Genomic DNA, 15,054 nt, shown 5'->3' with positions numbered 1-15,054 from the left:
ACCTTAAAACTTAGAATTATAGACACTGAAGTTAAGAATTTCCGCTTTACCGATAGCCTTATCGATACATAGTCTGATACGTTTTACTTTTATGCGCGGAAAGACATCGATACGTTTGTGTCCGATATTATCGCCACTACAGATTTTCTCCCAACCTTTTTCGGTAAGCCCCATAATACGGTAAGCTCTCACACGCTCTCCATTGGCAATATCTTCTTGTATCACAATTTGATTGACAGGCTGGAATGACTTCATATTGATTTCTATTGCAGGCTTTTCCAAGTCTGCGATGTACAGAGGAGTACGCCCTACCATATCATGTATGCGAGAACCAAACTCTTTCAGCCTCATTACATCACCCTCAGGAATAAGCCCGTCAGGATTAGGTGTAAGTCCCAAAATGAGGGTGGCATTGCGCCCTACAGACTTATAATACATATCGACCAATCTGTCCAGAGGCTCTACGGCATTTTCGTCACCCGGCTCCCAGAACCATTCGTGACGGCCATTGGCCCCGCGTAGCGGAGCATCTGCCATAGCGGGAACCCAATACTTGCCATGAGGATCTCCCTGCCTGAGCAGGTTTTGGTAATTGGCCAATGTATCAATATCTTTATTATGAGAATAAGGTGTAGGGAAAGTACTGTAGCAAGGATATCCTACCGTACCGGACTCAGAGCCGCTCCAGCGTACATCAGCCCGCCGGCTATTGTGATAGAACAAGCAATTAGGCTGATATTTCTTGACAATAGGCTCTACATCGGGGCCATCACCCGCAGGATCATCTGCTCCGCCATCGAACCAGATCATAAACAACTCACCATAACGTGTGCACAACTCCTGTGTCATGCGCTCACAAAGGCGCTTGTACCATGATTGTCTTTGGGCGGCAAACTTATCATCCCCTTCGACTTTGAAATTGTGCACACCGAGCATGGAGTTCCACCGAATACCGATGTATATACCCGGCATGATACCGTATTTACGGCACGAGTTTATAAAGTCACGTACGATATCCCCTTTGCCGTCGGCCCACTTGAGAGCTTTCATACAATAGGGATTGACATCGCTCTGATAGAGAGCAAAGCCTGTTTCATGAGTGGCTGTAAGGAGAGCAAAGCGTGCTCCTGCAGCCTTGGCAGCAAGAATCCACTGATCAGTATTTAACTTTTGAGGATTAAAGATGTTGTAGTCTTCGATGGGATTGATACGATTTTCGGTTTGGTTGTAGCGTTTGTTATCGAAAACATGCAAATCATAGTGAAAAACGACTCCCATCTCTGCTTGCGCCCAACGTAATTGTGAGGGAGATGGTATCGGCAAGGTCATTTTTTGGGCATTAGCCGCAAAAAAAAACAAATTAAGGATTTGGATTAGAAAGAGTACTTTTTTAAACATTCCAATAGAGGTTCTTAAAAGAGTTTGTTTTCAGCTTGGTTTTATTAGCCAAGATCGCCACAAAGATACATTTTTTATAAAGAAAAAGGCCGAACTCTCTGCATTAGACCATAGATCTATGCACAGAATTCAGCCTTAGGGGTAACTAATAAGCTATCGTTTGGATAAATGATATAAAAAAGGAATTGGAACAAACTATTTATTTATAAAATCACAAGGATTTTATCATAGCTTATGAGTAAGGGTGAAGTAGGTTGTAGAGCTACAATTCACTGATATAATCTACACATGCTCTGGCTACCTTGTAAGGAGCGATAAGTCCCTTGACAAAAGAAACATGCGCAGGATGCTCAGCATAGAGAGCTAAATCATCTACATGCGGCACGTGCGCTTTGAGCAAAAAGTCAAAATCCTTTTCTTCCGGATTAATATTAATAGCGACTTTGAGATCAATCAGTTGCTCTATTTCATCGGGCAATGTCTCAAAAGCTTCTTTGATGCGATTGAGATGCTCGTTCTTTTCTTCTAAAGATTTAAATCCATCGAGTTTAAACATTACGGTATGCGTAATCATAATTATCAGAATTAGGTGAATAAATAAGTATTAGTTATGTTTATCTTTTGTTCATTACTTCATCATCAATGAAAGAGTCTTTATAACCCAGAAAATATAATATACCGTCGAGACCTACTGTGCTCAGGTTTTGTTGCGCATTCTCTTTGACCTTAGGCTTGGCATGGTAGGCTATACCCAGTCCTGCTACCGACAGCATGGGGAGGTCATTGGCACCGTCGCCCACAGCTACCGTCTGCATGAGATCTACCCCCTCGACCTGAGCTATCAAGCGTAAGAGTTCTGCTTTGCGACGTCCATCTACGATATCGCCCACATGACGGCCGGTAAGCTTGCCATCCTCGACTTCGAGTTCATTGGCATACATATAGTCGATACCAAATTTGTTTTTGATATGATTACCAAAGAAAGTAAAACCTCCTGACAGAATAGCTATCTTGAAGCCAACCATCTTGAGTGTCTTCATGAGACGCTCGAGACCTTCGGTATAGGGTAGGTTCTCAGCTATCTCTTGCATGACAGACACATCCAGCCCCTTAAGTAGAGCACAACGCTGCTCGAAACTCTCATTGAAATCAATTTCGCCACGCATGGCGCTCTCCGTAATGGCTTTCACCTGGTCTCCGACACCGGCTTTGATGGCAAGTTCGTCGATAACCTCCGTTTGGATAAGTGTAGAGTCCATATCAAAGCAAATGAGACGACGAGTACGACGGTACATACTCTCGCGTTGGAAGGATACATCCATATTGTGTTGGGCTGATAGCTCTACAAACATTTTCTGTAAAACCTCAGCATCCTTGGGTGTTCCTCTCATGGAAAATTCCACACTGGCCAGCGGAGTCTTTGCACGGGCATTCATAGAGATGCGCCCGGTAAGACGTTTGATATCATCGATATTGAGCCCTTGCTCGGCACTCACTTGTGCTATACCGGCTATCATGTCTGCCGTGATCTTACGAGCTACAATGGTAATAATGTAGCGGTTTTTACCTTGCAAATTCACCCAGTTCATGTAGTTCTCCTCAGTAATGGGTTTGAAGCGGATATTAACACCCAGTTCATAGCCCTTGAAAAGCAGATCTTTGAGAATGGCTCCCGACTCTTCCTCTGTGGTTTGAAACAAGATACCCAAAGTAAGGTGGTTGTGTATATCGGCTTGACCGATATCTAAAATAAACGCATGATGATCTGCCAGCACTGATGTAAGCGACGCTGTAACACCCGGACGGTCTTCACCGTGGATATTGGCTAATATGATTTTGTTTTTTTCTGACATGTTCTGTGTATATAGGAAAAAAATAATTTCCTCGAATTGCAATATGTTATTGGCAAAGTTAAAAAACTCTTTCAGCTCCGCAAGCAGTTTACAACCCAAATTTCAATGTGAACATTGCAAAACGGCTATTTTAACATTCATAAATATTATTCCTCCTACACACATAAGATGCTAAGCACGGATATATTAGAAGCTTTACACTCTAAATCACTCCATAATAAAACAAATGTAAAATATTGCAAAATTGATTTAATTATTATAATTTTAGAGTTCAGATTCCTAACCTAAATAATTTACACCCTACTTATATAGCAACCAAAGTTCTTATTACATGTGCTTGCCGTAATAGATTGAAGAAGATACCAAAGTCACGATAAATATTATAAACACAAAAATATCATCATGAAAAGAATAACTGCGTTACTATCATGGGGCATCATGGCTTTGATGCTCACGGCATGCGGTCTCATGCTAAATCCTGAAAGAGAGATGATGAAAATCTCCAAAGGGATGAGCAGTGAGGAGGTAAGACAAGTACTCGGGAGACCACAGTTCAGACGCTTTAACCAACAGAGCGAAGAGTGGGAATATAGGAATGCTCATGGAGGGGGTGTATCAGATGTGTATATTATTACATTCGAGAACAACCGTGTTGTGAATCTGAATAGTTTTGTATCCAATGACTACACCTCGTCTCCACCGGTAGTGATATATCCCGATGCACCCCGCATGCCACGAATACCGGGTGGCTATCCGTACGCCAGCGTAGATCCCAACGGCTTTGAAGAGTTTTATTCCAAAGTCAAAAATACGCCATTTGATGATGACAAAATGAATCTGATCAGGATGGGAGCATCCAATCGTCGTTTTATCACAAGAGACTGCATTAGACTTATGAAATTGTTTTCGTTTGACGATAAAAGACTGGAAGTGCTAAGAGCTGTAGCCCCGGGAATTGTGGATATAGAGAATGTTTATAAAATTATTGGTGAATTCTCATTCTCTTCGGGTAAAGATGAGGCCACTCGTATATTAGAGTCCTCAAAAAGGAAGAAAAATAACTATCCATACGATGATAGGCGTATTAGGCCGGATGATGCGAGCTTCAATGAACTGTACTCCAAAATAAAGAGTATTCCATTTAAAGATGACAAACTCAATACGCTCAAATTAGCAGGGATGAATAGGCGCTTTACATGTGCACAATGTGTGAGACTGATGAATCTTTTTAGTTTTGATGATGAGAAGTTGGAAGTTGCCCGAATAATAATCCCGAGAGTAGTTGATTTGGAAAACGCGGATCAAATCGTGAATACGATGTCCTTTATCTCCGGAGAGAATGATGTAAAAGCTATTTTACAATCGCTGAAATAATCCCTAAATGAGACTGTTGCAAAAGTCAACAGTCTTGTGGATTTTGGAGGCAAAGCTGACAAAAGACACTCCGGGCAGAGAGGGTAAAGTGCAAGGCGCTAAGAGTGAGTGCACAGGGAGTTTACTTCAGGTAAATGACCAAGCGCGAATCTCGCAAGCAACGAAGCAATTTGCCTGCTATGCAACGGTCTCAAATAGGACTAACAATAATGCCAAGAGGGTTAGCTTTCAGATGTGAAGCTAACCCTCTTGGTTTAGTGTAGTATACCACAATTCAGGTTCTATACATCGGCAACATGGCCGGTGCGTTTGAGTACTCCCCAATTTTGTAGCTCTCCTTTGATGGCCTTATGGTAACTTTTAAACAGTACGACATACATGATCCATCTATAAACAAAGCGCTGAGGTATAAGCCACAAGAGTTTGCGTAATTTCTCCCGCTCTATGATAAATGCAGCTACAGAAATGCTACAATCGACTATCGTGAATATAATGTAATACAAAAGTATTTTCTCACCATTGCCCATGAAAATACCCAAAAGCATAAGTAAATCTGCCAAAGGAGAGAATGTAGGGATGATGAATTGAAAGATAAGCATATTGGGCATTGCCCACATACCCAAACCTTTGTATCGGGGATTGAAGAGGGTATCACGGTGCTTCCAAAAAGTCTGTAATACGCCGAAGGACCAACGGGTGCGTTGTTTGACAAATTGCTTCACCGTCTCCGGAGCTTCTGTAACAGCCACAGCTCTATTTTCATTTTCGATCTTGTAACCTGCCCGTAGAATACGGATAGTCAGGTCACAATCCTCGGCCAAAGTATCTACAGTGAAACCTCCGACTTCAGCTATCACAGAACGCTTGAAAGCGCCTATAGCTCCCGGTACTACGGTGATGGCATTGATATGAGCATAAGCCATCCGATCGAAATTCTGACTTGTAGTGTACTCAATGCTCTGCCAAGTGGTCATCATATTGATGCGATTACCCACTTTGACATATCCGGCTACAGCTCCTACATCCGAGGTAGCATTCTCTCCAACGAAATGTGACATCAATAATGATAATGCAGTGGAGTAAAGCTTAGTATCAGCATCAATACATACCACATACTCAGCATCGGAGTGTTCAATACCGTAATTAAGAGCTGATGCTTTACCACCATTGGGCTTTGTGTAAACCTTTACTTTGTGATGAGAATCAAACTTTGACGCCACACTATTATAGGTAGAGTCCTTACTTCCATCATCGACAAATACAATATCAAAGTTCGGGTAATCCTGCTTGAGTAAGTTTTTCAATGAGGATACTGCATTGATCTCCTCATTGTAGGCAGGGACAATGATAGATACCTTGGGGTATGATATCAATGTATCATGTTTTGTTAATTGATGGCTCCTTCTCTCTTTTCGTTTTTCTATGATAGCCCACACGATCATAAATGCAAGGCGAATAATGCCAAGCGTAACAAAGATGATAAAAAGGGCTGCAAGAAAACGCCCCAAAGCAAAGAAGATGTTTGCCAGAATCATATTAGACTGCAAGGCATAGTAAGTATGATCTCTGGGCACAGGAGGCATAAGCACGTCTTTCGGTTTGTTGAGCAAACCTGAGATAGTGGTGAATGTATAGCCCTCCTTATGCAAGCTATCAATGATAACGGGTAAGGCTTTCACCGTAGCCTCCCTACTATCGCCACCTGCATCATGCAAGAGAATGATATTGCCTTTCTCCTTATGCACAGCATCTATCACTCTGGCAATAATGGTATCAGCGGATATTCCGGGTTGCCAATCTTCCGGATCTATGTTCTCTCCAATATCCAAATAATTCTGCTCTCTTGCCAGCATCACCGGTATTACTTCCTCTTGAGTCACCGGCTCACTATCTGCGTTGTAGGGAGCACGGAACAGAATGGTGCTGTGTCCCGTAACACTCTCAAGCAACAACCGAGTGAGCTTGAGTTCACGGAGTGCTTCGGCACGGGATACTTTAGCAATATTGGGATGTGTAAAGGTATGATTACCTATCTCATACCCTTCTTTGAAAATACGTTTGAGAAGAGGTAAGTTCTGCTCTGCCTCTAATCCTACGATAAAGAAAGCAGCAGGGACATTGCGCGACTTGAGAATATCCAATATCTTCGGAGTAAACTCGGCACTGGGTCCATCGTCAAAAGTAAGAACCAACTTCTTGGGATCAGCTGCCCCTAACTTATGTATCTGGTAGTCCGAAGGGATCTCCACGTATTTCTCTTCAGCAATAAGCATAGACGTGCTATCAATCTCCATAGCAACCTTGCCGGGATGAGGAGCATTGATTACATCCAATATCTCACCATCTCCTACATAATCCACATTTCTCTTATTCTCGGGGATAAACTCAAGTCGTTTGAAATCAAAATTACGCACTTGAGGCAAAGCCAAATCATGTCGATAGTAACGCCACATACGCCAATCCTCACTTCCGAGACGCCAGAGTGCAAATCCGGCCATACCTGACTCCACACCAAACCTCATGGTGTTAAATGAAGTGGCAGCATCAGTAAAATACACTTGATGTTTTGTACCCTTATCATCTTGGTATCCATAAGTCAGATTATAAGTATTATTATCAAAGTTGATAGTTGAGTTGCTTGCTTTGGCTCTTGAGAGTGCTTGCTGATACGTAACACTTCCATCATTATTATCAGGGTGAGGCCAATCATAACCAAATCCTGCTAACCCCAGGATGATCTTTTCGGCCGGTATTTCTTTTACAATCTTATCCACGGCCGCTTCTATCCATCTTTGAGAACTGATAGGCCCTGCATCGCCACCGCCGTAATATTCGTCGTAAGCCATGAGAATGAAATAATCGGCATAGTTACTCATCTCCTTTACATTGTAGTCATCATTGAAAGGCATAATGTCTACAGATACGATAAGACCGGCTTGATGAAACGCTTCAGAAATCTCCTTGACAAAACGAACAAATGGCTCATTGGATGATTCGGCCAACTCCTCAAAGTCAATATTTATACCTATGAAGTTATGCCTCTTACAGTATGCCAGAAGCTGGGCAATAAGATGTGAGCGTTTTGCCTTATCATGAAAGATACGACTTACAGGTTCGGCATGAAACTCTCTATTGAAGTTATTACTCAAAATAGGCATGATGGGTACTTTACTCCTCTTCATCGCCTTATATCCCTCTGGGTCCATATTGAGTCTTAGAGAATCTGTCTTAGGATCAATAAAGAACCACTCCGGGATAATTAAATTAAGATGCCGGATATTATTCTTGAGAGATGTAAGAGACTGTGGGTCCCATGCTACATAAAAAGCAGAGCGTATTCCACCCTTCATCTTCGCCCACTCAGCCATACGTCCACTGCGTGGTGTCAATTGAGCTTTTTGCGCTACTGCACGATGTTTATGTTCCGCATGGAGCTTCTCATAATCTGAATGTGGCTTCTTTACAGATATTGCATTCCGATAGCCTTTGTATTCTTTTGAGAGTTTTGTTTCCTGAAGAAATGGCTTTGATGCAGTAATTACACTCCTATAGTCATATCGGAAAGGAATCTCAGGCTTTCTATCAAATGAGAACGAAATCACCAAAGCCGCTATAAAGAGAGAGAGGATAAAGATAATTACTCTGAAGCTCCACTTAAACTTCTTCCACCTTGTAGAATTATCTGTCTGAAAAATCTGCATATTTACTTATACATTATTAAGAGAAAAGCAATCATTGTTAAGCACGACTATTGAACAACAGAACACCGACAGCTCAAACCATAATCTAAATTTCATTTACTGTGAATGATTATTAAACAGAACACCAACCTTTTTATTATGTAAAGGGAATATTTTTTACACTATAATGACAGAATTATTAGTTCGTTTTTTATTTCATAAATTTGTACCCATATATTCATCTCATGAAACATAATGATATAATACTTGTAGGCCATCCTGCAATCTCTCTGAATATTATTTATAGTAAGCGGCGTAGTATGGGAATCTATATCTATGCCAATGGATGTGCCGAAGTGAGGATACCCCATTATACCTCCATAAACGAGATACAAGAATTCGTACAATCACGAAGCAACTGGATAGAGAAACACCGTGCCAAGATTGAAGCATATCAAAAGCAAAGTAGTAATGATGAAGTAGATTATACAGAGGGTACTCCTCTTCGTCTATTAGGCAAGTCTTATAGATTACAAATCTATGAGTCCCCAGTTATTAGTGTCAAAATCATTGATGATAAAATTGTACTTCACTGCCCCAAAGATACAAATAGAAAAAATATTATAAGCGCATGGTATACCATGATCGGTAAAAAATTCCTACCCTCTTTATTTAGGCCTGTTATCAATCAATTTCAAAATAAATATAAGGTAATACCACAAGAACTAAAGTATCGAAAAATGAAAAGTAAGTGGGGCAGCTGTTCTTCTACCGGGACAATCACTTTAAACACCGAACTCATAAAAGCTCCCGAATCGTGTATCAGATATGTAATGATTCATGAGCTGTGTCATCTACTCGAGCACAATCATTCAAAACATTTTTATCACTATTTGGAGGCGGAAGTGCCGGATTGGAAGTCTTTGAAGCAAGAGCTCAATACCATTCTATTATAACCTTACAATATCCTCAAGTCAGCTCTATCATCGTAGCGTCAGGATACGCTGCCACCCTACCTCCTCGTATCCTAGCTCTCCTCGTATCCTAATTTTCCTCTCCTATACATACATATAAAAAAGCAAGGGGAGTGTAAGCTTGTATACTTACACTCCCCTTCGTCTTTGTAAAAACGGCAGCTACCTACTCTCCCACTGTGACGCAGTACCATCGGCACGATCGGGCTTAACTTCTCTGTTCGGAATGGGAAGAGGTGGAACCCCGACGTTATAACCGCCTGAATATCTCTAAATAACATCGTTAAAAAAGAAGAATTAAAAACTCAACCAATACATTTTTATCGAGCTAATAATCGTAAAGCCAAAATACACTAAATGCTTTCTATAAAGATGTATCTCTCTCTGATTAGTTTTGAACTTTTCAGATATACTACTTTTTACTTAGCACTGCGTAAATATTTTGGGCTATTAGTACTGCTCGGCTATGACGTTACCGCCTTTACACCTGCAGCCTATCAAGGTCATAGTCTATAACCACCCTTATATGGAGATCTAATCTTGAGGCGAGCTTCGTACTTAGATGCTTTCAGCACTTATCTCTTCCGGACTTAGATACTCGGCTATGCACCTGGCGGTACAACCGATAAACCAGTGGTCCGTCCAACACGGTCCTCTCGTACTAGTGTCAGAGCCTCGCAAATCTCCTGCGCCCACAACAGATAGAGACCGAACTGTCTCACGACGTTCTGAACCCAGCTCGCGTGCCACTTTAATGGGCGAACAGCCCAACCCTTGGGACCTTCTCCAGCCCCAGGATGTGACGAGCCGACATCGAGGTGCCAAACCGCTCCGTCGATATGAGCTCTTGGGAGCGATCAGCCTGTTATCCCCGGAGTACCTTTTATCCTTTGAGCGATGGCCCTTCCATACGGAACCACCGGATCACTATGCTCTAGTTTCCTACCTGTGCGACTTGTTTGTCTCCCAGTCAAGCACCCTTGTGCCATTACACTCTGCGACCGGTTACCAATCGGCCTGAGGGTACCTTTAGAAGCCTCCGTTACGCTTTTGGAGGCGACCACCCCAGTCAAACTACCCACCATACAATGTCCTCTGAAAACAGAGTTAGAACCCAAATAACAAAAGGGCCGTATTTCAACAGTGACTCCTCGAATACTGGCGTACCCGACTCATAGTCTCCGGCCTATCCTACACATTTGTTACCCAAATACAATGTAAAGCTATAGTAAAGGTTCACGGGGTCTTTTCGTCCCGTTGCGGGTAATCGGCATCTTCACCGATACTACAATTTCACCGAGCTCGCGGTTGAGACAGTGCCCAGATCGTTACACCATTCGTGCAGGTCGGAACTTACCCGACAAGGAATTTCGCTACCTTAGGACCGTTATAGTTACGGCCGCCGTTTACTGGGGCTTCAATTCAATGCTTCTCCTTAAGGATGACATCTCCTCTTAACCTTCCAGCACCGGGCAGGTGTCAGGCTATATACTGCATGTTTCCATTTTGCATAGCCATGTGTTTTTGTTAAACAGTCGCCTGGGCCTATTCTCTGCGGCCTCTCCGGAGAGAGGCGTCCTTTTTCCCGAAGTTACAGGACTATTTTGCCTAGTTCCTTAACCGCGATTCACTCGAGCGCCTTAGTATACTCAACCCAACCACCTGTGTCGGTTTACGGTACGGGTGTTAATAAAATATGCTTAGCGGGTTTTCTTGGGAGCCTGTTTACATCCATTTCACTTCGTGCATGCACTCCGTGTACTGTCAGGTTCGGATCTCAAGGCGGATTTGCCTACCTCGATCAACTCCTACACCCTTTAACCACCTATTCCGTCAGATGGCAGGACTATCACTTCTCCGTCACCACATCGCTCTTATTATCAGTACCGGAATATTAACCGGTTCGTCCATCGGAATCGCCTTTCGACTTATCCTTAGGCCCCGACTGACCCTGATCCGATTAGCGTTGATCAGGAAACCTTGGTCTTTCGGCGAGGGGGTTTCTCACCCCCTTTATCGTTACTTATACCTACATTTGCTTTTCCGTAAACTCCAGCAATGGTTGTCCCATTACCTTCGACGTCGACGGAATGCTCCCCTACCGATGTTTTATTACATCCCACGGCTTCGGTAAACCGCTTATGCCCGATTATTATCCACGCCGGAATCCTCGACTAGTGAGCTGTTACGCACTCTTTAAATGAATGGCTGCTTCCAAGCCAACATCCTAGCTGTCTTTGCATTCTGACTTCGTTTGTTCAACTTAGCGGTTATTTCGGGACCTTAGCCGGTGGTCTGGATTCTTCTCCTCTCGGACATGGACCTTAGCACCCATGCCCTCACTCCTTGACTATGACTTGTACGCATTCGGAGTTTATCTGGACTTGATAGCCGGTGAAAGCCTCGCATCCAATCAGTCGCTCTACCTCATACAAGAAACATCAAAGGCTGCACCTAAATGCATTTCGGGGAGTACGAGCTATCTCCAAGTTTGATTAGCCTTTCACCCCTACCCTCAGTTCATTCGAAAGCTTTTCAACGCTTACCGATTCGGACCTCCACTCAGTGTTACCTGACCTTCATCCTGACCAAGGGTAGATCACTTGGTTTCGCGTCTACTCAAACCGACTATATTACGCCCTATTCAGACTCGCTTTCGCTACGGCTCCTCGTCTCTCGCGACGATTAACCTTGCCGGCCCAAGTAACTCGTAGGTTCATTATGCAAAAGGCACGCCGTCACATCTTTATCGATGCTCCGACCGCTTGTAGGCAGACGGGTTCAGGGTCTATTTCACTCCTCTGTTAGAGGTTCTTTTCACCTTTCCCTCACGGTACTGGTTCACTATCGGTCTCTCGGGAGTATTTAGCCTTACGGGATGGGCCCCGCTAATTCACACAGGATTTCTCGTGTCCCGCGCTACTCAGGATACTTCTAACCTAATTTCTTGATGCCGGATACGCAGCTTTCATGCTCTTCGGCCGGATTTTCCAATCCGTTCTCCTATCAATCAATTATAAGTAAATCGAAGTCCTATTACCCCGCTATTGCCGAAACAATAACGGTTTGGGCTGTTCCCCGTTCGCTCGCCACTACTAAGGGAATCACTTTTGTTTTCTTCTCCTATGGGTACTTAGATGTTTCAGTTCCCCACGTTCGCTCACTACTAGGTAGTGTGACATGTCTTCTACATGCCGGGTTGCCCCATTCGGATATCTGCGGATCAAATCGTATGTGCCGATCCCCGCAGCTTTTCGCAGCTTATCACGTCCTTCGTCGCCTCCGAGAGCCTAGGCATCCACCGTCTGCCCTTAACTAATTTTGCGCCGTCCGTATAATCTCTTACGAAATTAAACGGATTTAGTATACTTTAGCTTTTTTATTTGCTCTATGTTTTGTTGTTTTTTTAATGTCTTCTTTTTAACTATGTCAATGATCGCTTTTATCTTAATTTCCCCCTTATCTCAGTGAGAACATCAGATAACATACGTGGAGAATATCGGATTCGAACCGATGACCCCCTGCGTGCAAGGCAGGTGCTCTAGCCAGCTGAGCTAATCCCCCGTATATATGCTTTATTCCTATAAAGCTCCCTAAGGTGTAGTCCCAGGCAGAGTTGAACTGCCGACCTCTACATTATCAGTGTAGCGCTCTAACCAACTGAGCTATAGGACTGCGTTATGCTGTTCAATCTCTTTGCTGGGGCGTGTATCCTTAAATATATACGGAATGCTTGGATTAATTAGAAAACACTGCTTATTTGTCACTTAAAAGCAATGATCCTTTTCTCTCTTTCTGCTCGGCTTCCTTATTATTTATTATCCCCGGTTTCTCATTCGAGATGGTTTCTCGCATGATATCATATCGTCCCGAAAAATGTAGACCGTAAATCAGTTACATCCGGCCTATCCCCTTTTAGTTGTAATACCCAACACTTGTCTCTCTTTTGCAATACCTTTATAGCTTACCAGCATACAATCTATTTTAGCTTATCAAGCACTTTACTACTTTAATATTATTCAAAGCAGCGTGACCTTAAGCATTATTTTCTTTAAGAGTCTCCAGAAAGGAGGTGTTCCAGCCGCACCTTCCGGTACGGCTACCTTGTTACGACTTAGCCCCAGTCACCTGTATTACCCTAGGCCGACCCTTGCGGTTACGGACTTTAGGTACTCCAGACTCCCATGGCTTGACGGGCGGTGTGTACAAGGCCCGGGAACGTATTCACCGCGCCATGGCTGATGCGCGATTACTAGCGAATCCAGCTTCACGGAGTCGAGTTGCAGACTCCGATCCGAACTGGGATGGGGTTTGGAGATTCGCATCCTGTCGCCAGGTAGCTGCCCTTTGTCCCCACCATTGTAACACGTGTGTCGCCCCGGATGTAAGGGCCGTGCTGATTTGACGTCATCCACACCTTCCTCACGGCTTACGCCGGCAGTCTCGGTAGAGTCCTCAGCTTTACCTGTTAGTAACTACCAATGTGGGTTGCGCTCGTTATGGCACTTAAGCCGACACCTCACGGCACGAGCTGACGACAACCATGCAGCACCTACATAGACGCCCCGAAGGGAAAAGGACTTTCATCCCCTATCGTCTACATTTCAATCCCGGGTAAGGTTCCTCGCGTATCATCGAATTAAACCACATGTTCCTCCGCTTGTGCGGGCCCCCGTCAATTCCTTTGAGTTTCACCGTTGCCGGCGTACTCCCCAGGTGGATTACTTAACGCTTTCGCTCAGGAGCATACATTGTATCGCATACGCCCAGTAATCATCGTTTACTGCGTGGACTACCAGGGTATCTAATCCTGTTTGATACCCACGCTTTCGTGCTTCAGCGTCAGTAATGCCTTAGTAAGCTGCCTTCGCAATCGGAGTTCTGCGTGATATCTATGCATTTCACCGCTACACCACGCATTCCGCCTACCTCATCCATACTCAAGCTCCCCAGTTTCAACGGCAATGTCCGGGTTGAGCCCGAACCTTTCACCGCTGACTTAAAAAGCCGCCTACGCACCCTTTAAACCCAATAAATCCGGATAACGCTCGCATCCTCCGTATTACCGCGGCTGCTGGCACGGAGTTAGCCGATGCTTATTCGCTGGGATACATTCATAACACTACTCGTAGCGCCCGTTATTCTCCCGCAAAAGAAGTTTACAATCCATAAGACCTTCATCCTTCACGCGACTTGGCTGGTTCAGGCTCTCGCCCATTGACCAATATTCCTCACTGCTGCCTCCCGTAGGAGTCTGGTCCGTGTCTCAGTACCAGTGTGGGGGATAAACCTCTCAGTTCCCCTACCCATCGTTGCCTTGGTGAGCCGTTACCCCTACCAACTAGCTAATGGGACGCATGCCTATCTTACAGCTATAAATATTTCCTTACTCTATCATGCGATAATATAAGAATATGCGGTGTTAGTCCGTCTTTCAACGGGTTATCCCCCTCTGTAAGGTAAGTTGCATACGCGTTACGCACCCGTGCGCCGGTCGCCGGCAGAGTATTGCTACTCCCCGATGCCCCTCGACTTGCATGTGTTAAGCCTGTCGCTAGCGTTCATCCTGAGCCAGGATCAAACTCTTCAATGTTATATTTGTTTTTGTTTGTTTCTGTTTTTCGCTCTAAAGAATCTTGCTTTATCAGTTCTCGATTTATTAAGTTGTAGCCTGTATAAAGTTATTGTTTTTGACGGTTGGATATTTTGTTGATAAACCAACGTTTCTTTTTTACTTGTACTACACTTTTCGTTTCAATATGAAATATCTCAAAG

General features: G+C 43.7%; 7 protein-coding genes, 2 tRNA genes and 3 rRNA genes. 3 read left to right on the top strand and 9 right to left on the bottom strand.

Annotated elements, in window-relative coordinates:
- Nucleotides 1–3 precede the first annotated feature (3 nt).
- The 3 genes from VYJ22_RS03285 to serB form a co-directional block, all read right to left on the bottom strand.
- Entirely contained in the window at nt 4–1,398 is a 1,395-nt protein-coding gene (locus tag VYJ22_RS03285) for an alpha-L-fucosidase (RefSeq protein WP_407989273.1), read from the bottom strand.
- 262 nt (nt 1,399–1,660) lie between these two features.
- Nucleotides 1,661–1,972 carry a Dabb family protein gene (locus VYJ22_RS03280; RefSeq protein WP_329905029.1) on the bottom strand — a complete coding sequence of 104 codons (312 nt, stop codon included), beginning with the start codon at nt 1,970–1,972 and terminating at the stop codon, nt 1,661–1,663.
- 40 nt (nt 1,973–2,012) lie between these two features.
- Nucleotides 2,013–3,251: a phosphoserine phosphatase SerB gene (gene serB, locus VYJ22_RS03275; RefSeq protein WP_329905028.1), complete on the bottom strand. Its 1,239-nt coding sequence runs from the start codon at nt 3,249–3,251 to the stop codon at nt 2,013–2,015.
- Between the two features lie 402 nt (nt 3,252–3,653).
- On the opposite strand from serB, the gene VYJ22_RS03270 reads away from it, so the two are divergent.
- The gene (locus VYJ22_RS03270) at nt 3,654–4,625 is read left to right on the top strand and encodes a DUF4476 domain-containing protein (protein ID WP_329905027.1); all 972 of its coding nucleotides are present in this window, start codon (nt 3,654–3,656) and stop codon (nt 4,623–4,625) included.
- A gap of 134 nt (nt 4,626–4,759) precedes the next feature.
- Nucleotides 4,760–4,888: a hypothetical protein gene (locus VYJ22_RS03265; RefSeq protein WP_329905026.1), complete on the top strand. Its 129-nt coding sequence runs from the start codon at nt 4,760–4,762 to the stop codon at nt 4,886–4,888.
- Between the two features lie 18 nt (nt 4,889–4,906).
- On the opposite strand, the gene VYJ22_RS03260 is transcribed toward VYJ22_RS03265, so the two are convergent.
- Nucleotides 4,907–8,326: a polysaccharide deacetylase family protein gene (locus VYJ22_RS03260; RefSeq protein WP_329905025.1), complete on the bottom strand. Its 3,420-nt coding sequence runs from the start codon at nt 8,324–8,326 to the stop codon at nt 4,907–4,909.
- A 224-nt stretch (nt 8,327–8,550) separates the two neighbouring features.
- Between VYJ22_RS03260 and VYJ22_RS03255 the strand changes: the two genes are divergently transcribed.
- Complete coding sequence (locus VYJ22_RS03255; protein ID WP_329905024.1) at nt 8,551–9,261, top strand: M48 family metallopeptidase; 711 nt, start codon at nt 8,551–8,553, stop codon at nt 9,259–9,261.
- A gap of 171 nt (nt 9,262–9,432) precedes the next feature.
- Here the strand turns inward: VYJ22_RS03255 and rrf are convergent.
- The 5 genes from rrf to VYJ22_RS03230 form a co-directional block, all read right to left on the bottom strand.
- A 5S ribosomal RNA gene (gene rrf / locus VYJ22_RS03250) occupies nt 9,433–9,543 on the bottom strand.
- Nucleotides 9,544–9,708: 165 nt separating this feature from the next.
- Nucleotides 9,709–12,606 (bottom strand): 23S ribosomal RNA (locus VYJ22_RS03245).
- Nucleotides 12,607–12,769: 163 nt separating this feature from the next.
- A tRNA-Ala gene (locus VYJ22_RS03240) sits at nt 12,770–12,843 on the bottom strand.
- A gap of 37 nt (nt 12,844–12,880) precedes the next feature.
- Nucleotides 12,881–12,954 (bottom strand) — tRNA-Ile (locus VYJ22_RS03235).
- A gap of 390 nt (nt 12,955–13,344) precedes the next feature.
- Nucleotides 13,345–14,872, bottom strand: a 16S ribosomal RNA gene (locus VYJ22_RS03230).
- Together the 16S, 23S and 5S rRNA genes with 2 tRNA genes alongside form the textbook arrangement of a ribosomal RNA operon.
- Nucleotides 14,873–15,054: the final 182 nt, after the last annotated feature.

Origin of the sequence: Porphyromonas pogonae, from assembly GCF_036320655.1 — a bacterium.
Lineage (GTDB): Bacteria > Bacteroidota > Bacteroidia > Bacteroidales > Porphyromonadaceae > Porphyromonas > Porphyromonas pogonae.
Note: the sequence above shows the minus strand (reverse complement) of the source record. Positions and strands in the feature narration are given on the sequence as shown.